Source organism: Solidesulfovibrio carbinoliphilus subsp. oakridgensis, assembly GCF_000177215.2.
Lineage (GTDB): Bacteria > Desulfobacterota > Desulfovibrionia > Desulfovibrionales > Desulfovibrionaceae > Solidesulfovibrio > Solidesulfovibrio carbinoliphilus.
On the sequence record NZ_CM001368.1, the window covers coordinates 497559 to 522149 of the forward strand.

General features: G+C 67.1%; 24 protein-coding genes. 6 read left to right on the plus strand and 18 right to left on the minus strand.

What is annotated here, in order from left to right:
* Positions 1–61: 61 nt before the first annotated feature.
* From DFW101_RS02150 to DFW101_RS02165, 4 genes are all read left to right on the plus strand, one after another.
* Positions 62–682 carry a nitroreductase family protein gene (locus DFW101_RS02150; protein WP_009179893.1) on the plus strand — a complete coding sequence of 207 codons (621 nt, stop codon included), beginning with the start codon at positions 62–64 and terminating at the stop codon, positions 680–682.
* 145 nt (positions 683–827) lie between these two features.
* Positions 828–2999: a malate synthase G gene (locus DFW101_RS02155; RefSeq protein ID WP_009179894.1), complete on the plus strand. Its 2172-nt coding sequence runs from the start codon at positions 828–830 to the stop codon at positions 2997–2999.
* 135 nt (positions 3000–3134) lie between these two features.
* On the plus strand, positions 3135–3584 hold the full coding sequence (locus DFW101_RS02160; RefSeq protein ID WP_009108771.1) for a flagellar basal body-associated FliL family protein: 450 nt from the start codon (positions 3135–3137) through the stop codon (positions 3582–3584).
* A 168-nt stretch (positions 3585–3752) separates the two neighbouring features.
* A complete protein-coding gene (locus DFW101_RS02165) occupies positions 3753–4901 on the plus strand; it encodes a mechanosensitive ion channel domain-containing protein (protein WP_009179895.1) in 1149 nt (382 codons plus the stop codon).
* A gap of 3 nt (positions 4902–4904) precedes the next feature.
* On the opposite strand, the gene DFW101_RS02170 is transcribed toward DFW101_RS02165, so the two are convergent.
* From DFW101_RS02170 to DFW101_RS02255, 18 genes are all read right to left on the minus strand, one after another.
* Positions 4905–6413, minus strand: coding sequence for an ATP-binding cassette domain-containing protein (locus DFW101_RS02170; RefSeq protein ID WP_009179896.1), 1509 nt, complete (start codon positions 6411–6413; stop codon positions 4905–4907).
* Between the two features lie 69 nt (positions 6414–6482).
* Positions 6483–7361, minus strand: a complete 879-nt coding sequence (dapA, locus tag DFW101_RS02175) for a 4-hydroxy-tetrahydrodipicolinate synthase (protein WP_009179897.1) — start codon at positions 7359–7361, stop codon at positions 6483–6485.
* 348 nt (positions 7362–7709) lie between these two features.
* Positions 7710–8594: a UshA-like (seleno)protein family 2 gene (locus tag DFW101_RS02180; RefSeq protein ID WP_473243941.1), complete on the minus strand. Its 885-nt coding sequence runs from the start codon at positions 8592–8594 to the stop codon at positions 7710–7712.
* A 59-nt stretch (positions 8595–8653) separates the two neighbouring features.
* Positions 8654–9520 carry a UshA-like (seleno)protein family 2 gene (locus DFW101_RS02185; protein ID WP_009179900.1) on the minus strand — a complete coding sequence of 289 codons (867 nt, stop codon included), beginning with the start codon at positions 9518–9520 and terminating at the stop codon, positions 8654–8656.
* A gap of 8 nt (positions 9521–9528) precedes the next feature.
* A complete protein-coding gene (locus DFW101_RS02190) occupies positions 9529–9804 on the minus strand; it encodes an HU family DNA-binding protein (protein ID WP_005993416.1) in 276 nt (91 codons plus the stop codon).
* Between the two features lie 108 nt (positions 9805–9912).
* Positions 9913–10743 carry a MinD/ParA family protein gene (locus DFW101_RS02195; protein WP_009179901.1) on the minus strand — a complete coding sequence of 277 codons (831 nt, stop codon included), beginning with the start codon at positions 10741–10743 and terminating at the stop codon, positions 9913–9915.
* Positions 10744–10751: 8 nt separating this feature from the next.
* Positions 10752–11618, minus strand: coding sequence for a GGDEF domain-containing protein (locus DFW101_RS02200; protein WP_009179902.1), 867 nt, complete (start codon positions 11616–11618; stop codon positions 10752–10754).
* Positions 11615–12716, minus strand: a protein-coding gene (prfB, locus tag DFW101_RS02205; protein ID WP_009179903.1) for a peptide chain release factor 2 whose coding sequence is annotated in 2 segments (ribosomal slippage) — positions 11615–12640 and positions 12642–12716 — 1101 coding nt in all. Because the reading frame shifts where the segments join, the coding sequence is not laid out codon by codon here. The genes DFW101_RS02200 and prfB overlap by 4 nt, the downstream gene beginning before the upstream one ends.
* Before the next feature lie 12 nt (positions 12717–12728).
* Entirely contained in the window at positions 12729–14255 is a 1527-nt protein-coding gene (lnt, locus tag DFW101_RS02210) for an apolipoprotein N-acyltransferase (RefSeq protein WP_043642625.1), read from the minus strand.
* Between the two features lie 93 nt (positions 14256–14348).
* On the minus strand, positions 14349–15164 hold the full coding sequence (locus DFW101_RS02215) for a hemolysin family protein (protein ID WP_009179905.1): 816 nt from the start codon (positions 15162–15164) through the stop codon (positions 14349–14351).
* A gap of 233 nt (positions 15165–15397) precedes the next feature.
* Positions 15398–16480, minus strand: coding sequence for a PilZ domain-containing protein (locus DFW101_RS02220; RefSeq protein ID WP_009179906.1), 1083 nt, complete (start codon positions 16478–16480; stop codon positions 15398–15400).
* A 45-nt stretch (positions 16481–16525) separates the two neighbouring features.
* Positions 16526–18382: a tRNA uridine-5-carboxymethylaminomethyl(34) synthesis enzyme MnmG gene (gene mnmG / locus DFW101_RS02225; RefSeq protein WP_009179907.1), complete on the minus strand. Its 1857-nt coding sequence runs from the start codon at positions 18380–18382 to the stop codon at positions 16526–16528.
* A gap of 94 nt (positions 18383–18476) precedes the next feature.
* Positions 18477–19151, minus strand: a complete 675-nt coding sequence (locus DFW101_RS02230) for a class I SAM-dependent methyltransferase (protein WP_009179908.1) — start codon at positions 19149–19151, stop codon at positions 18477–18479.
* Positions 19152–19240: 89 nt separating this feature from the next.
* The gene (locus DFW101_RS02235) at positions 19241–20464 is read right to left on the minus strand and encodes a M20 family metallo-hydrolase (RefSeq protein ID WP_009179909.1); all 1224 of its coding nucleotides are present in this window, start codon (positions 20462–20464) and stop codon (positions 19241–19243) included.
* 166 nt (positions 20465–20630) lie between these two features.
* Positions 20631–20873: a PxxKW family cysteine-rich protein gene (locus DFW101_RS02240; RefSeq protein WP_009108753.1), complete on the minus strand. Its 243-nt coding sequence runs from the start codon at positions 20871–20873 to the stop codon at positions 20631–20633.
* Between the two features lie 128 nt (positions 20874–21001).
* Entirely contained in the window at positions 21002–21361 is a 360-nt protein-coding gene (locus DFW101_RS02245) for a helix-turn-helix domain-containing protein (RefSeq protein ID WP_009179910.1), read from the minus strand.
* Positions 21324–21680: a type II toxin-antitoxin system RelE/ParE family toxin gene (locus DFW101_RS02250; RefSeq protein ID WP_232286128.1), complete on the minus strand. Its 357-nt coding sequence runs from the start codon at positions 21678–21680 to the stop codon at positions 21324–21326. The genes DFW101_RS02245 and DFW101_RS02250 overlap by 38 nt, the downstream gene beginning before the upstream one ends.
* 101 nt (positions 21681–21781) lie before the next feature.
* The gene (locus tag DFW101_RS02255) at positions 21782–23107 is read right to left on the minus strand and encodes an amidohydrolase (RefSeq protein WP_009179912.1); all 1326 of its coding nucleotides are present in this window, start codon (positions 23105–23107) and stop codon (positions 21782–21784) included.
* Between the two features lie 109 nt (positions 23108–23216).
* On the opposite strand from DFW101_RS02255, the gene DFW101_RS02260 reads away from it, so the two are divergent.
* Both DFW101_RS02260 and mtnP read left to right on the plus strand, forming a co-directional pair.
* Entirely contained in the window at positions 23217–23732 is a 516-nt protein-coding gene (locus DFW101_RS02260) for an adenine phosphoribosyltransferase (protein WP_009108751.1), read from the plus strand.
* A gap of 34 nt (positions 23733–23766) precedes the next feature.
* Positions 23767–24510 carry an S-methyl-5'-thioadenosine phosphorylase gene (gene mtnP / locus DFW101_RS02265; protein ID WP_009179913.1) on the plus strand — a complete coding sequence of 248 codons (744 nt, stop codon included), beginning with the start codon at positions 23767–23769 and terminating at the stop codon, positions 24508–24510.
* Positions 24511–24591: the final 81 nt, after the last annotated feature.

Sequence of the window (24591 nt, forward strand, 5' to 3'; positions counted from 1 at the left end):
GTTTTTGGCGACGGACAGCCCGTCCGGCGCGTCACCCACGAAACCACAGGAGAGGCACACCATGTCCATGGGCGTGAAAGAAGCCATTGCCGCGCGCCACAGCGTGCGCGCCTTTGCCAGGAAACCGTTGACCGAGGGGCAGATCACCGAATTGCTCGAAGCCGCGAGAAACGCGCCGTCGAGCCTCAACAGCCAGCCCTGGCGGTTTCGGGTCGTCACCGACGCGGCCGATATCGCCTGGTTCGGCACGAGCGAAGCCTCCCGCAAGCAAAGCTGGCTGTCCGGCGCGGCCGCGATCTTCCTCTGCTGCGCCGACCTCGAGCATTACGTGAAGGATTCCCAGGCGGCCGCCTTTTTCTACCGCGACAACGACATCATAACGGGCGAGCCCATGGACGGCATCGACGCCTACGTGGCCCGGGAGGCGGCTGCGGTCGAGCAGGCCAAATTCGGGGCCTGCGCCATGAACGTGGCCCTGGCGGAAGCGTTTCTGATGCTGCGGGCCGTGGAAATGGGCCTTGGCGCCTGCTGGGTCGGCATGTTCGACGAGGCCAACATCAAGGCCCGCTTCGGTATTCCGGCCGGCTGGCGCATCGTCAACATCCTGGCCGTCGGCACCCCGGACGAGCCGACGGTCTACCCCAGAAAGCGCAAGAGTTTGGAGGAGATCGTCCTCAAATAGTTGGCTTGCGCCGCGTTTGGGGGCAACGGACGGCCGCCTGCGTCCGCCCGTTGCCCTTTCCCCTTTCCGCTTCTCCCCAAATTCCGTACACTCCCGACAATTCCGCCCCATCGGGCGCCGAGCCAGTTCTGCAAGGAGTGCCGCCATGCCCAAGCGTGTCGTTGTCGCCGGCCTTTCCGTGGAAAAGACCCTCCACGACGTCATCGTCAACGAAATCCTGCCCGACACAAGCCTTGCGGCCGAGGCGTTCTTCGCCTCGCTGGCCGCCATCGTGGCCGACCTCGGTCCCCGGAACCGCGAACTCTTGGCCAAGCGCGACGCCTATCAAGCCGCCATCGACGTCTGGCACAACGAGCGCAGGGGACAGCCCCACGAGGCCGAGGCCTACAAGTGCTTCCTGGTCGGCCTCGGCTATCTGCTGCCCGAAGGCCCGGACTTCGCCATCGAAACCGTGGGCGTGGACCCGGAAATCGCGCTCGTGTCCGGCCCCCAGCTCGTGGTGCCGGCCACCAACGCCCGCTTTGCCGTCAATGCCGCCAACGCCCGGTGGGGCAGCCTCTACGATGCCCTCTACGGCACGGATGTCATCCCGGAGACCGGCGGCGCGGCCAAGGGACCGGGCTACAACCCGGTGCGCGGCGCGGCCGTCGTGGCCTACGGCGCCGCCTTCCTGGACATGGCCGTCCCCCTGGCCGCGGGCAGCCACGCCGACGCGGCCGGCTACGCCGTCACAGACGCGGGCCTCACCGTCAGCCTGGCCGACGGCCAGGCCACGGCCCTGGCCCGGCCGGACCAGTTCGTCGGCTTTGTCGGCGGCAGGCAAACGCCCAAGGCCGTGCTCCTTCGCAACAATGGCCTCCACGTGGAGCTCCTTTTCGACCGGGCCCATCCGGTGGGCGCGGCCAGTCCATGCGGCATGAAGGACGTGGTCCTGGAAGCGGCCCTGACCACCATCCTCGACTGCGAGGATTCCGTGGCCGTGGTCGACGGCCCGGACAAGGCGGCCGCCTACCGCAACCTGCTCGGCCTTTTCCGGGGCGATCTGACCGCCCGGTTCGAGAAGGCGGGGCGTACGGTCGATCGGGGTCCGGCCCCGGACCGGACCTTCACCACCCCGGACGGCTCGGCGCTGACGCTCCCCGGCCGAAGCCTGCTTCTGGTGCGAAACGTCGGGCATCTCATGACCACGGACGCGGTCCTCGACGCCTCGGGCGAGGAGATCCCGGAAGGCATGTTCGACGCCATGGTCACGGGGCTGGTCGGCCTCCACGACCTGCGGGGCAAGGGGCCCCTTCGCAACAGCCGGGCCGGGGCCATCTACATCGTCAAGCCAAAAATGCACGGACCCGAGGAAGTGGCCTTCGCCTGCGAGCTTTTCGACCGGGTGGAGGACGCCCTGGGCCTTTCCCGCCACACGATGAAGATCGGGGTCATGGACGAGGAACGGCGCACGTCGCTCAATCTTAAGGAGTGCGTGCGCGCGGCCAGGGACCGGATCATTTTCATCAATACCGGCTTTCTCGACCGCACGGGCGACGAGATCCACACCGTCATGGAGGCCGGGCCCGTGGTCGGGAAAAACGACATGCGGCGCGAGCCCTGGATGACGACCTACGAGGATCGGAACGTGGATGTGGGCCTGGCCTGCGGCTTTTCCGGCCGGGCGCAGATCGGCAAGGGCATGTGGGCCAAACCCGACCGCATGGCCGAGATGGTGGCGGAGAAGATCGGCCACCCGCGCGCCGGGGCCAACTGCGCCTGGGTGCCGTCGCCGACGGCCGCCACCCTCCACGCCATGCACTACCACGCCGTGGACGTCTTCGAGCGCCAGCGGGAACTTGCCGTCACGGTCCGGCACGACCGCGAAACCCTGCTCGTTCCGCCGCTCCTCGGCGAGGCGCGCCCCACGGCCGCAGCCGTGGCCCATGAGCTCGAAACCAATGTCCAGAGCATCCTCGGCTACGTGTCGCGTTGGGTGGACCAGGGCATCGGCTGCTCCAAGGTGCCGGACCTGGACGACGTCGGGCTCATGGAGGACCGGGCCACGCTGCGCATCTCGAGCCAGCACATCGCCAACTGGCTGCGCCACGGCCTCTGCACCGAGGGGCAGGTCCGCGAAGTGCTCGGCCGCATGGCCGCCGTGGTCGACCGCCAAAATGCCCTGGACGCGGCCTACCGGCCCATGGCCACGGATTTCGAGGCCAGCGTCGCCTTTGCCGCGGCCTGCGACCTCATTTTCGAGGGCCGCACCCAGCCAAACGGCTACACCGAACCGATCCTGACCGCCCGCCGCCGGCAGGCCAAGGCCCGGGGCTAAGGCCCGGCCCCGGCGGCAACGGTTCCAAGGCGGCGGGGCGGCCCGGCTCTTTTGCCCCGCTTCCCGCCGCCCGAACCCCGAGCCCCGAATCCTGGCCCCGGGACCTCGGATTTGGGGACGAGAGGAATATTCGCCATGCACCATCTTCTCAAAATCGGCCTGCTCCTGCTCGCCTTTCTGCTGGTGCCGCCGGCAACCGGCCGGCTCGACGCCTCTTCCGAAGGCGGGCACGGCGGGGATTCCAAGAAGAGCGAGAAAAAGGGCGACAAAAAGGAGGCGGGCAAGGCCGTGGACGGCGTCATCGACCTCGGGCCGGTGACCGTCAATGTGCTGAGCAACCGGGGATTCAGGTTCCTGCGCCTGTCCATGCAGGTCCAGTGCGAGACCAACGAGGAGGCCGAACGGCTCACCCTGCCCGACGCCAAGGAGGATCTGGTCTTTTTCCTCTCCTCGAAAATGGCCGAGGATCTGCTCGGCAATCCCGGTAAAATGATCTTGCGCCGTGACCTGACCGAGCTTTTTTCCAAGTACGCCGGTGCGGGCAAGGTGAAAAACATCTTTTTCACGGAGTTCGTTTTTCAGTAGGAAACGGGAACGGCCCCGAAACGCCGTGCCGGCCCTATGGCCGGGAAAACGAGGCCCTCTGTTGCATGGCTTCGACGCCGACGCCCGCGCCGCCTGTGGCGGTCCACGGCCGTGGCCGGTCGGCGGGTGCCCGAAAAAGAGACCGGTATGGAATCAGGGAGGTTGACGATGATGGGTGATGCGGCGAAAATTTTCGGGCTGTCGGTGGTGCTGGCCCTGTGCGTCCTGGCGACCGACGCCGGCCCCTGCTTTTCCCGGACCGGCCAGCCCGCGCCGGTCCTGGTGCTGGCGGCCGGACCGGCCAGGCACGCCATCAAGGCCGGCGACACCCTGAGCCTTCTGGCCCAACGTTACGGCGTGCCGGCGGCGGCCATCCTCAAGGCCAACCCGGGCCTCGATCCGGCCCGGTTGCAGCTCGGCAAGGAAATCGTCATTCCGGCCGCCGGCCGCGCCGCCCCGGAGCCGGCGCCCCCCGCCGTTTCCGCCGCCCCGGCCCCGGGCGGCCTGGAACTGCGGCCGCAAAAGGCCCCGCAAGCCACGGAGCCGGTCGGGCACGACCTGCCCGACGCGCCGGCCCGGACCGCTTCGCCCCCCGAAACCATCCCGCCAACCCGTGGGACAACCCCACCCCCGGCCGAAACGCCGCCAGCACCGCCCGTGGCGACTGCGGCCGACGCCAAGGCTGCTGAAACGGCGGCCGTGCGGGAGACCGCGCCGCTGTCGCCGGTCCCGTCCGTGGCCGTGGAAAAAGTTGGAGAGCGCACCCGGATCGCCCTCGGGGGAAAGGCATTTTTCGCGGACCAGATCCTTCCCTGGGCCCTCGATCTGGGAAGCCGGCTCCTGTCGGCCGCCGTGATGTTCGTCGTGGGCCTGTGGCTGGCCAGCCGGGTGGGCAGGCTTCTGGCCCGGGTGCTCCTTGGCCGGGGCGTGCCTCAGGAGGTCGTGTCCTTTGCTGGCAGCCTTACCCGCTACAGTCTTTACCTCGTGGTGCTCATCGCCTGCCTGGGGCAGCTCGGGCTCAACATCACGTCCCTTCTGGCCCTTTTCGGCGCGGCGGGCCTCGCGGTCAGTCTGGCCCTCAAGGACACGCTGGCCAACTTCGCCTCGGGCATCATGCTGCTCCTCTTCCGGTTTTTCCGCGTGGGCGACCGGGTCAGTCTGCCCGGCGTGGCCGGGGCCACGGGTGTCGTGGCCTCCATCGACGTCTTCAGCACCATCATCCGTTCCGACACCGGCGACACCATCATCGTCCCCAACTCCAAGATCGCCGGGAACATCATCGTGGTCGGCGCGGCCCAGACGCCGGTCGGGGAGTAGCGGTCAGGCCGGGGGCTCCGGTTCGAGGCGGCCCCGCACGAGCCGCAGCACGGTCTGGATTTCCGGGATGACGTCCCCTCGGCGATGGACGACGGTCAGGACCGTGACGCCCGAGCGGGCCGCGGCCGAGACCGCCGCCATGGCCAGGCGCCGCGAGGCCGCATCGAGCCCGGAAAACGGTTCGTCCAGCAGCAAGAGCCGGGGCTGGCCGACCATGGCCCGGGCCAGGAAGAGGCGCCGGGTCTGGCCGGCCGAAAGCTGGCCCAACCGGCGTCCGGCCAGATCGGCCACGCCGAAAAATTCCAGCCACCGCCGGGCCTTGGCCACATCGCGGGCGGACGGCTCGGCATAGAGTCCCACCGTGGCCGCGATCCCGGACAGGACCAGCTCCAGGGCCGGCAGCTCCTTGTCGTAGTCCGCTTCCAGCTCGAACGACACCATGCCGATGCGCCGCCGGATGTCGCGCAGATCCGTCAGCCCCTCGGGCGCGGCCAGCCCCGGCCGCACGGCCCGCCCGCCCAGGGCCGGATGGTGCTCCCCGGCCACAAGTTTTAACAGCGTCGACTTCCCCGCGCCGTTGGCCCCGAGGATGGCCAGGTGGCCGCCCGGGGGTACGGTCAGGTTGATGTCGCGCAGGATCTCGCGCCGCTCCAGGAAGACCGAGGCATGCTCCAGCACCACCAGCGGCGGTCCCTGCGGATCGGGCGCGTCCGGCCAGGCCTCGGTCGGACGCGGGGCCGGGACGGCGCTCCCCACGGCCGGCCCGGAGGCCGTGGCCTCCCGGTAGCGGGCCAGCACCGACGCGGCCGGGCCGGTGTCCACGATCCGGCCGCCGGCCAGGGTCAGGCCCTTGGCCGGCCCGGGGGGCAGGGGTGCGCCCAGGTGGCTGGTGACGAGCACGGCCGCGCCGAACCCGGACGCCTCGGCCACGGCCCGGTCGGCCGTGGCCCGGGCCGCGTCGTCCAGGCCGTCCAGGAACTCGTCGAGGAAAAGGAAAAGCGGCTTGCCGGCCAGGGCCCGGGCCAGAAGCACGGCCCGGATCTGGCCGTTGGACAGGGCTTCGACCTTGGTGTCGGCCAGATGGGCGATGCCGAGCCGGTCGAGGACCGTGTCCAGCATGGCCAGTTCGGCCTTGGACGGCCGGCCCTGGACGTAGACCGCGTCGCGGGGGCCGGCCAGGATGACCGTCCGGGCCGGCAGGTGGCCGCACAGGCGTTTGGTGGCCCGCTGGACCTCGGGCGAGACCATGCCGAACCGGGGCCGAAGCCCTATGGGCGAGGCCCGGCCCGGCCCGTCGCCGGACTGGTAGAGCCGGGCGCCCCGGCCGTCGTCGTCGGGCCAGATGTCGCCGCGCAACAGGCGCAGGAGCGTGGATTTGCCCGAGCCGTTGCTCCCGAGCACAAGCCAGGTCTCGCCCTGGGCAATGGTGACGGAAATATCGGACAGGGCCGGCTTGCCACCGAGCGTGACCGAGGCATGTTCCAGGGTGATGCGAAAGGGTGTTTCGAGCATGGTGATACAAACGGAAAACGGGCCTCCCCACCGGAAGGCCCGTCAGGCGTGGCTTGAGGTTCGGCCGGTTCAGACCAGTTTGGCCTCGGTGAGGGCGGCCTTCAGCTTCTCCAGGTTCTGGGGCTGCAAGGGCACCATGGGCAGGCGCGTTTCGAACGGGAACCGGCCCATCAAATCCAGGGCCATTTTCGCGGGCACCGGGTTGGTTTCGAGAAAGGCCGCCCGGAAAAGCGGGCTCATGGCGTAGTGGAGCGCCTTGGCTTTGGTCAGGTCGCCCGCGGCCACGGCCTCGCACATGGCCGACATCTGGTGCGGCATAAAGTTCGAGACCACGGAAATGACGCCCCGGCCGCCGATGGCCATGGTCGGCAGGGCCGTGAAATCGTCGCCGGAAAGGACCATGAAGTCCTCGCCGCAAAATTCCAGCACCCGGGACACCTGGTTGAGGTCGCCGGTCGCCTCCTTGACCCCGACCACCTGCCGGATCTCCTTCTTGAGGATGGCCAGCGTCTCGGGCAGGAGGTTGACGGCCGTGCGGCCCGGCACGTTGTAAACGATAAAGGGCATGTCCACCCGCTCGCCGATGGCCTTGAAATGGGCCACCAGCCCGGCCTGGGTGGGTTTGTTATAGTAGGGCGTGATCAGAAGCGCACCGTCGGCCTTGGCGTCCTTGGCGTCCTGGGTCAGCTCTATGGCCTCGCGGGTATTGTTGGACCCGGCCCCGGCCAGGACCGGCACGCGGCCCTTGACCTGGTCCACGCAGATCCGGATCACCCGTTTGTGCTCGTCGTGGGAAAGCGTGGCGGATTCGCCCGTCGTGCCGCAGGGAACAAGGCCATGGATGCCCTGCTCGATCTGCCATTCGATAAAGGCGCGGTACGCCTCTTCATCCACCTCGCCGTTTCGAAATGGCGTCACTAGTGCGGTGATTGCGCCCCGAAACTCCATACGGACCTCCTTGGAAGAATAAACCCCGCCATTTCCTAGAATGTTTTTCGCCGCCCGGCAAGCGCCACGCGCCAGAGGAGGGTGACGGGGAGAAAGTCAGGGAGGATGCCTCCGGCGGCCGGGAGGGGATGATCCCCTCCCGGACCCTCCCCAACGGTGATGGACGAGTGGAAGGGACGGCGAAGTCGGGCGGACTGTCGGCCGCTAAACCCGCCCCGTCTTCGGGGCGACGGGCCACACCGACGCACATCCGCCCACGACCACACCCACACCCGATTACCCAGAATCCCCGCCCAGGGGGTCCGGGGGGGATGATCCCCCCCGGCCGCCGGAGGCCTCTTCCCCTCTCTACTGGAACATCTGCTGGATGGCCGGGTCGGCGGGGTACTGGTCGTCGAGGCTGACGACGTCGGCGATGAAGTCGGTTCCGGATTTCCAGACGAAGCCGGGCGTGCCGGGCAGGGTCAGGATGTCGAGGCGGTTTAGGGTCTTGCCTTTGATGTAGGCCCGGGACCACAGCGTCTTGCCGCTGGCCGAGGTGCGGCCGGCGGTGCCGGCGTTGGGGCCGCTGCCAAGGAGCAGGTCCAGGGCGTCGGGGTGGCTGTCGAGGAAGGCCTGCTCGTCGCCCATGCCCCAGCCGCTGATGCCGAGGACCAGTTTGACCTTTGGCCGCAGGCTCTTGGCGGCCGCGTCCACGGCGGTGGCCAGTTCGGGCGGCACGGCGGTTTTGGGGTCGGGCGAGACCGGAAAAAAGACGATGCCCACGGGCAGGCCGCCGGCCTGGACGATGGCGATCTCAGGCTTTTGGCCAAGGACGGTGAAGCCGGCCGGCAACGGCGCGTCGGCCTTTTTCAAATAGGCCGCCTCGTCCGGGTTCAGGGCCCCGGCGGTGTAGCCGAGCAGCGTCATGGCCTGGCTGAGGGCGGGCAGGCGTTTGGGATCGGGCTTTTGTTCCGGCCCGTCGGGCAGGACTTCAAAGGGGCCGGACAGGAGCAGCACCTTGTCCTTGAGGGAGGGGGCGTCGCGAAGGGTCTTGATGAAGGCGGCCCGCCGGGCCAACCCGCCGATCAGCTTGCCGCCTCAGGAGGGGCACGGCGCGAAGTTGCCGTAGGTGTTGCCGGTAAAAAGGACGGTGAGAAGCGGTTCGGCCGCCCGGGCCGGCAGGGCGGCCAGGGCCAGGACGAAAGCGGAGGCGAGGGCGGCCGTTACGGCGCGTGAAAACGTCTGTTGCACCTTGAAAAGCCTCGGAGGAAAGGTTGGGCATTGGGGGCAGGGACAGTGGGGGAGTGCGCCTAGAAGAGCTGCTCCACGGCCGGGTCCTGGGTGACGGTCTCGTCCAGGGGATCGACCTTGGCGACGAAGTTCTCGCCCACTTTCCAGGCGAAACCGGGCTGTCCGGGCAGGGCCAGCAGGTCCAGACGGTTCACGGTCTTGCCCTTGATGTAGGCCCGGGTCCACAGTGTCTTGCCGTCTTTGGAGGTCCGGGAGGAGAAGCCCGAGCCGCCGCCGCTGCCAAGCAGCACGTCCACGGCGCCCCCGCGGGTGTTGACAAAGGTTTCCTCGTCCAGGGCACCCCAGGGGCTTATGCCGACAACCAGGGCGACCTTGCCGCGCAGTTCGGATGCGGCCCTGGCCGTCTGGTCCATGAGCTTGTCCGGCACCGGGGCGCTGACGTCTCTTGGCATGGGGAAAAAGACCAGTCCCACGGCCTTGCCGCCGATGGTGACGATTTTGGCGGTCGGGGCCTGGTCGAGGACCACCGCGCCCTTGGGCGGGGCGGCCTTCTTGTCGGCGAGGAGCTTCACCTCGTCCGGGGTGACGGCCATGACGTCGTAGCCGAGGGCCTCGTGGGCCTTGACCACGGCCGGCATTTTCTCGGGCTCCGGCGGCGCGGACGAGACTTCGGGCAGGAATTCCCAGGCGCCGGCCACGGCCAGGATCTTGCCGGCGGTGGCCGGATTCTGCCGCAGGGCCTTCAGATAGGTGGAGCGTTTGGCCAACCCGCCGAGCTTCTGGGCCCCGCAGGTCGGGCAGGGGTCGTAGTAGCCGTAGGTGTTGCCGGCGAAAACGATGGTCAGGGCCGGGTCGGCGGCGAAAGCCTGGGAAACGGTCATGGCCAGCGCGGCCATGACCCCGAAGAGGATGGAGGATGTGCGCATAGGCGTTCTTATTTGTTAAGGTATTCCTTGAGTTCTTTGCCGGGGCGGAAAAAGGGCAGCTTTTTGGGAGCCACGGTGACCACGTCCCCGGACTTGGGGTTGCGGCCGGTGTAGCCTTTGTAGCCTTTGATCTTGAAGCTGCCGAATCCCCGGATTTCCACCCGGTCTTCGTTGATAAGCGCCTGTTTGACGGAATCGACAAAGGCGTTGACGATGTCGGCCGCCTCGTCGATATGCAGGTCCTTGGTTTCGGCCAGGGTTTTGATGAGTTCGCTTTTGTTCATGGCGGGTCCTCGGTGTTGACGGTTGGCCGGAAGCCGCCTGCGGCGGCGGGCAAGCAATCGTCCATCTATTTCATACCATTGCCGAAAAAAGCGCCCATCCGTCAAGGGTTACTTGCGAACCGGGGGAATTTTCCCGAGCACCGGCATCTCCAGGAGCGTTTCCTGGCGTTGCTGCCGGATGCGGTGGAGTTTCACGGCGCCGGCCAGGATGTCCTGGGCGGCCGGACTGCGCGGGGCGTGGCGCAGGAGCGGAATCTGGCGGCGCACGGCGTCCGGCAGGGCCGGATCGGCCCGCACCCCGCCAAGGAGCGTGGGCGAAAATCCCAGGAAATGCTGGCAGGCGGCCGCCAGCCGGCCGAAGGTGGCCTTGGTGTCGTCCGGCCCTGCGACCTGATTGACCAGAATGTGAAAGTCCGTGATGCCGTACTGGGTGTGGAGCACCTTGATGACGGCGTAAGAGTCGGTCAGGGACGTGGGCTCCGGCGTGACCACGAGCACGCGCAGATGGCTCATGGCGGCCACGGACAGGACGGTCTGGGAGATGCCGGCCCCGAGGTCGAGCATGAGGTAGTCGTAGTTGCCAAAAGCGGTATTGAGCTTCTGGAAAAGGATTTCGCGCATGTCGTCGTCCATTTCCAGGAGTTCCGGCACGCCGCTGGCTGCCGGCAGGAAGTCGAAACCGTCGGGTTCCACGGCCAGCATGACGTCCTCGGCCATGACGCCCGGCCGGAAGAGGTCCTGCAGGTTTTTTTCCGGAGACAGGCCGAGGAGCACGTCGATATTGGCCAGGCCCACGTCGAAGTCCATGACCAGGACGCGGTGGCTGGCCCGGTAGAGGGCGTAGCTCAGGTTCAGCGCCAGATTCGTTTTCCCCACGCCGCCCTTGCCGCTCAGGATGGCGATGGACAGGGAGGCCCGGGGATTGACGGTGTGGGACATACGTCGCCTTATCCTTTGGTTAAGCCTGTGAAGAGAAATCTTTTTTCATCGGAGCGGACGAGCGTTCGCTCGGGCGGGGAGGTCAGGTCGGCGATGGGGGCGGCAACGATGCGGTCCTTGCCGCCGGATTTGGCCTCATAGAGGGCCCCGTCGGCCAGGGCGTAAAGCTTGTCGAGGGTGGTGGCCATCTTGCCCTTGGTGATGGCCAGACCCGCGGAGATGGTGATGCAAAGCGGCGTGTCCACGCCGTCGCAAACGATCTTGAGCGAGCGGACGGCGGCGACGATCCGCTCGATGACCATCGCGGCCCGGACCAGGCCGACACTTGGCAAAATCAGCGCGAATTCCTCGCCTCCGACCCGGGCCGCCGTGTCGTAGGTCCGCTTTTCGGCCAAAAGGAGGGCCCCGATGGTTTCGAGGACCCGGTCGCCGCAGGGGTGGCCGTAGGTGTCGTTTATGGCTTTGAAGTCGTCGAGGTCGAAAAGGACCAGGGCCAGGGATTGGCCGGCCCGGGAGGACCGGATGAGTTCGGCGGACAGGATCCGCTCGAAGGCCCCCCGGTTGTAGAGCTTGGTCAGAGGATCGTGCTCGGACAGAAAGACCAGCTCCTTGAGCGTCTCCTGGATGCGGGAGAGATACGGCAGCGGATTGGCCGACAGGGGTAGGGCCAGCCAGTCGCGCAGGTCCTGGTGGTTGCAAAGCGCCTCCCACCCGGCCAGGCTCAGGCCCGAACACAGGCGCATGATGACCACCCCGTCGCCATCGGTGGCGCAGTCCGGCTTTTCCATCTCGGCCAGCATGCCACGAAGCGTCTCCAACTCCGCCAGCATCTCCTCATGGGACGCGTCGATGAGGGGGGGGACGTCAGGCTTCATTGCCGGCCCGCGAGCAGGTAGCCGCGGATGAACTTGTCGAGTTCGCCGTCCATCACGGCTCCGACGTCTCCCACTTCGACGCCGGTGCGATGGTCCTTGACCAGTTGATAGGGCTGCATGGTGTAGGTCCTTATCTGGGAACCGAAGCCGATGGCGTTTTTGGAATCGTAGTTTTCCTGCTTTTCGGCCTGGATCTTTTTGAGTTCCAGGTCGTAGAGCCGGGCTTTCAAGACCTTCATGGCCGACTCGCGGTTTCGGTGCTGGGACTTCTCGTTCTGGCACTGGACCACGATGCCCGTCGGCAGGTGGGTGATGCGGATGGCCGAGGAGGTCTTGTTGACGTGCTGGCCGCCGGGGCCAGACGCCCGGAACACGTCCACCCGCAGGTCTTCCTCCTTGACGTCGATGTCGATGTCGAGGCCGGCGTCGGGATAGACATCCACCGAGGCGAAGGAGGTGTGGCGGCGTCCCGAGGAATCGAACGGCGAGATGCGGATCAGGCGGTGGATGCCTTTTTCCGCGTCGAGCAGTCCGTAGGCGTAGGGGCCGGAGATTTGCAAGGTGACGCTTTTGACGCCCGCCTCGTCGCCGGGCAGGAAGTCCAGGACCTTGATCCCGAACTGCTTGCGTTCGGCCCAGCGGCGGTACATCCGCAGGAGCATCTCGGCCCAGTCCTGGGCCTCGGTGCCGCCCGCGCCGGGGTGGATTTCGAGGATGGCGTCGGCGTTGTCCTCGGGGCCGAAAAAGGCGGCCAGCTCCGCGTCGGCCAGTTCGCTGCCAAGGGAAACGATCTGTTCGGCCAGGGCGTCGAGGATTTCCGGGCTGTTATCGTCCTTGGCCAGGCTCATCCATTCGTCAAGGTCGGCCTTGGCGGCGAGCAGCTTCTCCCCGCCGGTGACTTTGGCCGTCAGCACGCTTTTTTCCCGGAGAATCGGGGTCATGCGTTCGGGATTGTCCCAGGCGCCTTCCTTGGACAGTTCCGCCTCGATTTCGGCGAGGCGATGCCGGCTCTGGTCGAGGTCAAAGACGCCTCCAGAACTCTTCGAATTTGCTGGAAAGTTCCGTACCCTGGGTCCGCAGTTCCGAATATTGCAACATGGTTGGGCTCGCTTAATGGATTTTGCCGCGTCCGGCCGGGCCGGACGGGCGGTCGGGCAACAGGGCGCAGGCCAGGCATAGGGCCAGAAACAGGACCGGCATGGCCCAGGTGACAAGGGTGTAGTGGCGGTGAAACCAAGTCGTTTCCGACACGATGGGCACCTCCGGACAGGGAAGGGACAGGGCGGTGAACAGTCCGCCCTGGGCCATGATATGTCCCCTGGGGTCGATCACGGCGGAAATGCCCGAGTTGGTGCCCCGGATGATGGCCCGTCCCTGCTCCACGGCCCGAAGCAGGGCCAGATCGAGGTGTTGGCGCGGGGCGGCGGAATCGCCGAACCAGGAGTCGTTGGAGATGTTGACCAGGATGTTGGCTCCGGCCTCCACACGCTGCTGCGCCAGTTCCGGAAAGATGGCTTCATAACAAATGAGGAGCCCCAGGGCAAGACGGCCGTCGGCCAGGGGCGCCTCGGAGCGCCCGGGCTTGAAGTCGCCCACCCCTTCCACCAGCTTGTGGATAAACGGCAGGTATTCCCCGAAGGGCACGTATTCGCCGAAGGGCACCAGGTGCTCCTTGTCGTAGGAGGATTCCGTTCCCGAGGGCAAAAGCAGGTAGGCCCGGTTGAAAAGGGCGTGGCCGCCGAGCGTCCGCTCGTAGGCCGGGGCCCCGAAAATGATCGGGACCTTGGCCGCAGCCGCGAAATCGGCCAGATGTTTGGCCAGGGGCCCGCCGTCCTGGTAATAAAAGGGCATGCTCGTCTCGGGCCACACGAGGAGATCGGTCGGCGCGTCCTTGATGGCCTGGGTGGCCATGTCCAGGTACTTCTCCACGGTCTCCTGCTGGGCGGCCGGGTCCCACTTGCGGCTTTGGTCCACATTGCCCTGGATGATGGTGGCGTGGATGGCGGCGTCCTTGGGGGCCGGTTCGCCGGCCCGGCTGTTGCCGAGGAAAAAGAGGGCCGCGCCGAGGACCAGGGCGGCAAGGCCCGGCCGGCTGAGCGGCCCGGGCACCACCAGCCAGGCGGCCAGTCCTGCCAGGACCCCGGACAGGCCGTAGGCGCCGACAAAGGCCGCGCCCTGGATGGCGGCCGGCCAGGGCGAGAAGGCGGCGGCCAGGGTCAGCCAGGGAAATCCCGACAGGAACGCGCCCCGGGCCATCTCCATGGAGGCCCAGGCCACGGCGCAAAACGGGCCGAAGAGCCACGGGGAAAAACGGCGGGCGGCCAGCCGCGCCATCAGGGCCAGGGCCATGGTGTAGAGCCCGAGGACCAGGCCCATGAGCATCGGCACGGGCAGGGCCAGACCCCAGGCCAGATTGCCGTAGTCGTGGATCGGCAGGGCCGTCCAATAGAGGTTGCCGCCGGCGGCCAAGGCCCCGATCCAGTACCCGGCCTTGGCCGCGGCCCGGGCCGAGGGGGCGCGCGCGGCGGCCAGGAACAGGCCCATGGGCAAAAGGAGGGCCAGGAGCGGCAGACGGTAGACCGGGTTGGCAAAGCCGAGCCAAGCCCCGAGCACGGCCAGAAGGGATGCTGTTGTCACGGTGGTTCTTTGGAGGACGCCTGAAGGTTGCGTGGCGATGCGCCGGCCCGGGCGGAAGGCATGCCGTCCGGGGCCCTGGACGCCGAAGCCCTGTTACGCGGCCGGCTCGATGACGATCCAGCGGATCTGGCGGCGGTCGGCTTCCCGGATGGTGAAGCGCCGGCCGGCCAGGGTGAAGGCGTCGCCCTGGCGCGGCACCCGGCCGGCGAGTTCGGTCAGGAAGCCGCCGATGGTTTCCACCTGTTCCGATTCCAGGTCGAGGCCGAGGGAGGCGTTCAGGTCCTCCAGGGGAAACCGGCCCGAGACGAGAAAGACGCCGGGCTTTGTTTCCTGGATTTCCTCGGGCTTGCTCGGGTCGTGCTCGTCCTCGATCTCGCCGACGATCTCCTCGAGCACGTCCTCCAGGGTGACGAGCCCCGAGGTGCCGCCGTATTCGTCCAGAGCCACGGCCATGTGCTTTTTCTGGCTGCGAAATTCCAGGAGCATCTTTTTGAGGTTCAGGGTTTCCGGAATGAAAAGCGGGGCCCGCATGATGGACCGGGGGTCCGGGTACTCGCCGCAGGCGCCGACCAGATGGGCGAGCAGGTCCTTGGCGTAGACCACGCCGAGGATGTTGTCCCGGTTGCCCTCGTAGATGGGGATGCGGGAGTGGCCGTGGGCCTTTATCAGGTCGCAGATGGCCGGAATGCCGTCGTCGGCCTCGGCGCACACGATATCGGGCCGGGGGATCATGATGTCGAAGACCTGTTTTTTCTCCAGCCGCAGGATATTGAGCAGCATGGAGGCATCCTCCTGGATCAGGCTGCCGTCCGCCCGGGCCTCCAGGATCAGGTCCTCGATGGAAACGCTTTTCTGGCCAAAAAATTTGCCCAGCACATTCCAGAATCGACTGTCAGAATCGTCGTCCAACCTCGTCCTCCTTGACGGGCCCGTCCCGGGCCGCGCCGTCGTCCGCACCATAGGCCACAATGCGTTTCATGTCGTTGACGAAACGCGAAAAACGGGGCCCGGATATCAAAATCGTTGCCGTCCGTCCACGGTGGGCCGGATTCTTCCCGGCGGCCCGGAGACGCGCCGGGCCGACCGGCCATGCCGCCGGTCCGAGGCCGGCCGGCGGGAGAAGGACCGCCGGGCTGCGGCCGTCATTCCCCCCGGGACCGGTAGATGGCCAGATGCCGCCGGAAGGCCCAGTCGTCGAGGGCCGGCACGCCGGAGGCGGCGGTCTTCCACGACAGGCTGTCGCCCGGGGCGTCGGAGGGTACGCCGAAGCTCAGGAACCGGAAGCCGTAGGCCTTTTGCCCGAGGCTTCCCGGATCGCCGTAGGCGTTTTGCAGGCGAAGGGCCAGATGGAATTCCATGGGCTGGTCGGCTTCGGGTTCGGCCAGGACCAGACGCATGAGAAACCGGCTGGCCGGCTCGAAGAGTCCGTGGTCGCGCCGGATGGAATCGGCATGGATCTCCAGGCGCAGGCCGCCGCCGGAAATGTTGCGCACCTCCACGTCCGGGACCTCCCGCCTGGGGTCCAGACGCACGAGCGGCTGTCCCCAGGTGGCGGGTTCCCCGAAGCGGCCGCGGCTGTTTTTGATCGTGCTTTCATGCCACAGCTCGAGTTCGAGGACAAAGGTCCGGGGCGGATCCACCCGCAGGAAACCGCGTTTTTGCTCCAGTTCGAGGCGCGTCGGCCAGGCCACGGCCATGCGGATGAACTCGTCGCCGGCCTTTTGCACCGTGAGGATCGGGGCCACGAAATTATAGTAGGTGTGGTAGTCCTTTTTCGGGTCCAGGCGCAGGCGGAAGTCGCAGGCCACGAGCTTGCCGGCCCAGGACGGATGGGCCCGGACCAGGGCCGTCATCTCGAGTTCGATGCCCCGGCGCGGATCGGCCGAGAGGATGGTGGCGTCGGTGGACCGGGTCCCGGGATCGTCACGCACGAAGCTGACCCGGACTTTGCTTCGCTGGGTCAGGGCCGTGTCGAGGAGGGCCCGGATTTCGCCCGGCCGGACGATCCAGGTCGTCGGCGGAACGTCCTGGCGGCCGATGCGGATTTTGATGAACAGGCCGCCCGCGATGCAGATCCCGGCGGTGGCGAAGATGGCGGCGGTCAGGATGAGGGCTTCGGGCGAAGCATGGCCCGAGGTGGTGGAATCGAGCATGCGGTTCCACCAGCCCGGATCGAACAGGCTCACAAAAGCCGGCAGTTCGCCGAAGCCCCTGAAAAAAACCATGAATGTTTCTTAAGCGAACATCATTGCGGGCACAAGCCCCGGCTCCTAGCCCTCGCGTTTTTTGAGGTGGATTTCCAGGCATGCCAGGGCGGCCGGGGTCACCCCGGAGATGCGGCCGGCCTGGCCGAGGGTCAGCGGGGCCACCCGGCCGAGTTTCTCCACGACCTCGCGCGACAGCCCGGACACGAGCCCGTAGTCCAGGTCCGGCGGCAGGACCATGGCCTCGAGCCGCCCCATGCGCCCGGCCAGCTCGCCCTGGCGCCGGAGATACCCCTCGTATTTGACCCGCGTTTCGGCCTCGACGGCCACTTCCGGGGGAAGTGCGGCCAGCTCCGGCCAGAACCGGCCGAGGTCGGGAAGCGTCACCTCGGGCCGGCGCAAGAGCTCGTCCAGGCGCAGGCTCCGGTCTTCCGGCCGGCCGCCAAGCGCCGTCCAGGCCGCGTCGTCGCAGTCGTCGGGCCTGACCCGGCGGCCGCAGAGGCCTTCGATCACGGCGGCAAGGCTTTCCTCCTTGCGCCTATAAAGCTCCCACTGCCGGTCTCCGACCAGGCCGAGTTCCCGGCCAAGCGGCGTCAGCCGGGCGTCGGCGTTGCCCTCGCGCAGGAGCAGCCGGTGTTCGGCCCGGGAGGTGAACATGCGGTAGGGCTCGGTCGTGCCCTTGGTCACCAGGTCGTCGACCAGGACGGCCATGTAGGCTTGGTCGCGGCGGGGCAGAAAGGGCGGACGGCCCTTCCTGGCGCAAAAAATGTTGAGGGCCGCCCACAGCCCCTGGGCCGCGGCTTCTTCGTAGCCCGAGGTGCCGTTGATCTGGCCGGCCAGGAAAAGACCGGGCAGGGCCTTGGTTTCGAGTGTCGGCAGGAGCTGGACCGGGTCGGCGTAGTCGTATTCGATGGCATAGCCCGGCCGCACGATATGGGCCTGCTCCAGGCCCGGGATGGTGGCAATGAGGGCCTTTTGCACCTCGATAGGCAGGCTGGTGGAGATGCCGTTGGGGTAGATCTCCGGGCTGTCCAGGCCCTCGGGTTCCAGAAAGACGTGGTGGCGGTCCCGCTCCGGAAAGCGGGCCACCTTGTCCTCCACTGACGGGCAGTACCGGGCCCCGGTCCCCTCGATGACGCCGGTGAAAAGCGGCGACCGGTCGAACCCGGCCCGTATCGCCTCGTGGGTCCGCTCGTTGGTGTAGGTCAGGTGGCAGGGGACCTGCCGCAGGACCGGTCCCGGGCCATGGAAGCTGAAGGCCGGGGGCGGGTGGTCGCCGGGCTGGGGCGTGGTGGCGGCGAAGTCGATGCTTTTGGCGAGCAAGCGCGGCGTGGTGCCGGTCTTGAGCCGGCCAAGGATGAGCCCGTGCTCGCGGAGGCTGGCGGAAAGGCCATCGGACGGCGGATCGCCGAGCCGGCCGCCGCGCAGTTGCGTGAGGCCAATGTGGATGAGCCCGCCGAGAAAGGTGCCGGTGGTCAGCAGTACGGCCCGGGCCGCGAACGTCTCGCCCGAGCCGGTCCTGACCCCCGAGGCCCGGCCATCCTCGGCCACAATCGCCTCCACCGTGTCCTGGCGCACGAGGAGCCCTTCCTGGGCGAAGATATCGCGCCGGACCACGCGCAGGTAGGCGTCGCGGTCGATCTGGGCCCGGGTGGCCCGCACGGCCGGGCCCTTGCGGGTGTTCAGCGTACGGAACTGGATGCCGGCCGCGTCGGCCCACAGGCCCATCATGCCGCCAAGGGCGTCGATCTCCCGGACCATGTGCCCCTTGGCCAGGCCGCCGATGGCCGGATTGCAGGACAAATGCCCGATGCGGTCCACGTTTTGGGTCAGAAGCAGTGTCCCAAGCCCGAGCCGCGCCGCGGCCATGGCCGCCTCGCACCCCGCGTGCCCCGCGCCGACGATGATAAGGTCGAATATCATGGTGAGAGAAGATGCCTCCGGCGGCCGGGGGGGATTTTCCAGCCCCCCGGGACCCCCTGAAAGGTTTACGATGATGGAGCGGGTGGAAGTGGTTTCAGTCGGCCGCGGCAGGTGGGCCGGGAGGCAAGGGCTTGCGGCCGACGCAGCAGAGCCAACCCTGGTCGGGCTCCTCATCCATGACGATGTCCGTGAAGCCGGCGGCGGCAAAAAGGCTTCGGAATTCATCCATGCCAAGGTAAGTCATGGGGGTCAGCGCCAGCCATTCCCGGTTGCGGGCATCGAATTTTTCACAGTGGTAGACTTCCGCGATCAGCAGGAGCCGGCCGCCGGGCCGCAGCACCCGCAAGACCTCGCGCAGGTCCGAGGCCATGTCCGGCCAGAAATAGTGGGTCTCCACGGCGGTCGCAAGCCTGAACGTGTCGTCGGGAAAGGGCAGCCGGGACACCGAGGCCTGCCGGATGGCCACGCGGCCTTCCCAAATGGCCCGCAGGCTCGCGCGACGCGAGATGGCCACGCTTTTTGCCGACACGTCGATGCCGCAGACCAGACCCTCCGGGGCCATGGCCGCCAGCCGGGCCACGGTGCGCCCGCCGCCGCAGCCGATATCGAGCAGAAAATCGTTTGCCCCCACGTCCACATGGGACAGGCCCCAGGTCGTCAGCCCCAGGTGGCTCCGATTCATCCGCCGGGCCACATATTCGCCCAACAGTCCGGCCGGCTTCCGGCACTGCCGGATGAGCAACTCTTTGACCGTGCGTCCGATATCCATGGCTTTTTGAAAACCTTTCCCCGCCGAGGGGGTCCGGGGGAAATCATTTCCCCCGGCGGGGTTTGGGGCAGAGCCCCAATTTCTTCTTCCTACTCGAAGAGCACCCGGGCCATGACTTTGGCGTCGCCGATGGTCTTGGCGATGCTCGAACGCTCGTTGGGCTGGTGGGCGTTGTGCTCGAGGGTGGCCCAGACCACCGCCGGATAGCCACGCCGACGGAGATAGGCGGCGACGGTGCCGCCGCCGATGCCCATGGGACGCGGGTTGCCGCCGTAGACCGCCTTGATGCCGGCCATGACGCGGCCGACGATGGGAGCGTCCTCCGGGGTGGCCGGTGCGGCCTGCTCTTTCTGGACGACCTCGTAGTCGATGGTCACGCCGCAGATGGATTCCACTTCCTTGCCGAACTCCCGGATGGCGGCCACCACCTCGTCGAGGGAATATTCGGGCAGCACCCGGCAATCGACGTAAAAGACGTCGCGGCCGGGGATGGTGTTGATGTTGTCGACGTTGGCTTCCTTCTTGGTCGGCTCGAAGGTGGAATTGGCCGGGTGGAACAGGGGGTTTCTGGCCGGGAAACGGTCGTGGAGCTTGTGGATCTTGAGGATGAAAAGGGCAGCGGCCGAGAGCGAATTGATGCCGTCTTCCGGGGTGGAGGCGTGGCACTGGCGGCCGGTGACGATGATTTTGAGCCACAGCATGCTTTTTTCGGCCACCTCGACCATCTCGCTGGTCGGCAGGCCGAAGTCGGGCACGAGAAAGAGGTCGTCGGGGCCGAAAAGCCCACCGTGGTTGGCGGCCACATAATCCAGACCGAACTTGCTGCCGGTTTCCTCGTCGGCCACGAAGAGCATGCCGTAGTTGATCGGCGGCGTGGTTGCAGTGGCGACAAGCGCCTTGCCGAGGAGGATGGAGCTGACCACGGCCTGCTGGTTGTCTTCCACGCCCCGGCCGTAGACAAGGTCGCCGTCGACGGCGAGCTGGTAGGGGTCGGTGCGCCACAGGGACCGGTCGCCCGGCGGCACGATGTCGAGATGCGAGATGACCCAGAAGGTACGCGAGGTGTCGGCGCCGGGAAGGACGACGGCCAGGTTCGGCCGGTGGCCGCAGGGGACGCGCGGATCGGGGGCGTTTATTTCGCGGGGCGCGGGAAAGCCGAGGCCGGCGAGCAGGGCGGTCAGGCGGTCGGCTTTTTCCCGTTCGCCGGGACCGCCGTTGTCCGGGCCAAGGGCCGGGATGGCGGTCAGTTCGCGCTGGAGGTCGATGACGGCGTCGCGTTCGTTTTCGAGATACGGAAGCAGGGCGTCAAGCATACGGGCTCCGGACGGTTGTATGAATGGGGCGAATCAGCCTTCGATCTTAGATCATAGCGGTTCGGGAAAGGCTTGGCAAACCGGGGCCGGCGGCCGGACGGGCAACGCAAAAAGCCGGGAGGCAGAGGCCTCCCGGCACGGTTGCGGCAGAAAAGTCGGGCCTGTCCTAACGGCCGCGGGCGGCGCGCTTGGAGGCTTTGAGGGGGTTGATGTTGACCTTGCCGCCCTTGTCGACTTCGAGCTTCACGTGGGTGGCGAAGTTGCAGACCTTTTGCGCCCACTTGCGTTCGGGCAGGGGATAGCTCTTGCAGTATTTGACCCCATCCTGCTCCATGGTGCGCTCGCAGCCCACGCATTTTTCCACGATGGGATGGCATTCGACGCCGTTGACGGTGATGACCTGGGACATTGGGATAACCTCCGGGCCGCGCGGGATGGGGCGCGGGATTGATTTCAGCGCAAAGCCAGCCTTTATTATGGACAAGGGCGGGATTGTCAAGGCCTCGGGCGCCCCAGGCGGGCGGACGGACCTGCGGCCTATACGATCTCCCGCACCGTGATCTTTCCGACTCCGGCCTGATCGGGCCGCGGGCGGATCATGATCTCCACATCCTGGTCGAAGGCGGTGAGAAATTCCAGGAGCCGTTCCACGGAAAAGCCGTCGAGCCGGTAGTTTACGAGCGCGGAAACCCTGGGCTGGGGGATGCCCAGCCGGGCCGCGACCTCGATCTGCTTGAGCTTTCGGCGTTTGATGCACTCGTTTAGCACGGCGGCTAGGCGCGTCTTGGTCCGCAACGCGTCGGCGTCGGCAAAACCCAGGTCCGCGAAAACGTTGGCCGTCCCTTCGGTGATGTCCGCATCAGTCCCGGCGGGCGGGTTCGGTGTGGCGTTTGGCATAGTGTTCCGTTGCGCTTCGCAGACGTCTGGCGATCAAGTCCACATCGTCTTTCGGGGTCTTGATCCCTGTCTTGGATTTTTTCTGAAAAGCGTGCAGGACGTAAACCGCTGCGGCAAACCGGATGGTGTACACCATCCGGTATGTGTCGCCGTCGTCATCCTCCACGACCTCGAACACGCCCGTGCCAAGCCCCTTCCAGGGTTTCGCCCGGGGATGCTTGCCGCCGATCTGGGCCAGACCCAGGGCATAGCCCATGTGGCGTTGCGCTGTCTCGGGAAAGGCGAGGTAGTCCTTCTTGGCCGAACCGACCCAGTGCACGGGCTTTTCCGCGAAGTGGCCGGGCTGGAAGCGCGTCACAAAAATATACTCATTTTAGTATATTTGGCAAGGCCGGCCGCCTGTCCGGGCGTTGCATCGGGTCATGAGCGCCTCTTCAGGGACCGGGTCATGGCGCACATGCGCCGGCGCAGCTCCGGATAGTCGAAGCCCGTGAATTCCCCGTCGCGGTAGAGCACCTTGCCCGCCACCATGGTGCAGACCACCTCGCCGCCCGAGGCCGCGTACACGGCGTCCGAGACCGGATCGAAGGCCGGGCAAAGTTGCGGGCGGGAGAGGTCCAGGGCGCAGAGGTCGGCCGGCCCGCCGACCGTCAATCGGCCGAGTTCCGGCCAGCCCAGGGCGGCCGCGCCGTCCCGGGTGGCCATGTCCAGGGCCGCGCCCGCGCCAAGGGCGGTCGGATCGCCGGTGGCGACCTTTTGGAGCAGGGCGGCCACGTTCATTTCGGAAAAGAGGTTCAGCGCATTGTTGCTGGCCGCGCCGTCCGTGCCGAGCCCGACCGTGACTCCGGCGGCGCGCAGGGCCTGGACCGGGGCGATGCCGCTTGCCAGCTTCATGTTGCTTTTCGGACAGTGGGCCACGCAGGCGCCGGATACGGCGACCGTCTCGATGTCGGCCGCGTCCAGGGCCACGCCGTGGGCCAGGAGGGTTTGGGGGCCGAGGAGCCCGAGATCCTTGAGATAGGGAATGACGCGCCGGCCATTGGTCTTTTGGCAGTCGTCGTTTTCCCGGGCCGTCTCGGCGGCGTGGGTGGACAGGAGCAGGCCGCGGTCCCGGGCGAAATCGGCGCAGCGGGCCAGCGTCTCGGCCGAGCAGGTGTAGACGGCGTGGGGAAAGATGGCCGGCCGCAGCCGGTCGTGCCCGGCCAGCCGGTCGGCGAGCCGGCTGGCCGAGGCCAGGGCCGCGTCCGTGGTCTTGAAATTGGCGTTGGCGATGTCGAACACGCCCTGGCACAGGACGGCCCGCAGGCCTGCCGTGTCCACGGCATCGGCAATGGCGTCCACGTACAGGTAGGCGTCGAGAAAGCAGGTGGTGCCTGAGGCCAGCATCTCGGCGCAGGCGAGTTCGGTGCCAGCGCGTACGGCCTCGGACGTGAGCTTCGCCTCGGCCGGCCAGATGTGCTCGGTAAGCCAGACGGCAAGCGGCGCGTCGTCGCAAAGGCCGCGAAAAAGGGTCATGGCCGCGTGGGTGTGGGTGTTGACGAGGCCGGGCAGGACCAGGCAGCCGGAGAGGTCGAGGGTCTCGGCCGGGGCAAAGGCCCGGACGAGATCGGCAGCCGACCCCACGGCCGCGATGTGGCCGCCGGTGACGGCCAGGGCGGCCTGGCGCAGGATGTCCCGGGCCTCGTTTTGGGTGGCGAGGATGCCGGCCGTGACGAGCAGGTCGCAGGGAAGGGGCTTGGTTTGCATGGCCGGTCTCTTACCGCACGTCTCCCCGCCGGCCAAGCCCGGCTTGACCCCTTGGCCTAAACTCCCTATCCGACTTCGGTTACCAGACCGCATTTTCAAGGAGACGGCCATGGATCTGCGCAAGCTCATTCGCGACATCCCGGACTACCCCAAGGAAGGCATCCTCTTTTTCGACATCACGCCCCTTCTGGGCGATGCCGAAGGATTCCGCAAGGCCATCGACCTGCTCGCCGAGCGGTTTGCCGAGGCCAAGGCCACCAAGATCGTGGCGGCCGAGGCCCGGGGGTTCATATTCGGCGCGGCCCTGGCCTACAAGATGGGCCTCGGGTTCGTGCCGGTGCGAAAGCCCGGCAAGCTGCCCTACAAGACCAAATCCGTGTCGTATGACCTGGAATACGGCTCCGACACCCTGTGCATGCACGAGGACGCCCTGCTTCGGGGCGAGAAGGTGCTGGTCATCGACGACCTGCTCGCCACGGGCGGCACGCTCTCCGGCGTCATCGACCTGGTCGAGGCCTTTGGCGCGGAAATCGCCGGCATCGGCGTGGTCATCGAGCTGTCCTTTCTAAACGGCAAGGAGCAGCTCCATTCCTACGGCTGCGAAAGCATCCTGCAGATCGCCTAACCGACCCGGAACCCACGAGGGAGACGCGACCATCATGAAGATCGGCATCATCGGCGGCAGCGGCCTGGACGATCCCGAAATCATCGACAATCCGACCGATATCGAGGTGGACACGCCCTACGGCCCGCCCAACTCGACCCTGCGCCAGGGCCGGATCGCGGGCAAGGACGTGGTGCTCCTGGCCCGGCACGGCCGGGCCCACACGGCCACCCCCAGCCACGTCAACTACCGGGCCAACATCCACGCCTTGCGCAAGGTCGGCTGCGCCGCCATCCTGTCGACCACGGCGGTCGGGTCCCTGCGCCAGGAGATCGGCCGGGGGGACCTGGTCATCCTCGACCAGTTCATCGACTTCACCCGCCATCGGGCCGCGACGTTCCACGACCGTTTCGAACCGCACAACCCGGCCCACACGCCCATGGCCGACCCGTTTTCCGAGCCCTTGCGCGAACTTCTGGTCGCCGCCTGCCGCACCTTCGGCTACCGCCACCACGACAAGGGGACGGTGGTGACCATCGAGGGACCGCGTTTTTCGACCCGGGCCGAGTCGAACATGTTCCGGGCCTGGGGCGCGGACGTCATCAACATGAGCGTAGCCACGGAATGCATCCTGGCCGTGGAGGCCGGGGTGCCGTACGCCACCGTGGCCATGAGCACGGACTACGACTGCTGGAAGACCGACGAGCCGCCGGTCAACTGGGAGGAGATCGTGACGATTTTCAAGGAAAACGCCGAGAAGGTGACGAGCGTCCTGGTCGAGGTCATCCGACGGATGTGAGCCGGTCCCGGCGGCCGGTGAAAAAGCGAAAGGCGTCCTTGCGGGGACGCCTTTTTTTGTCGGCCCGGCCGGTCCGGTCGC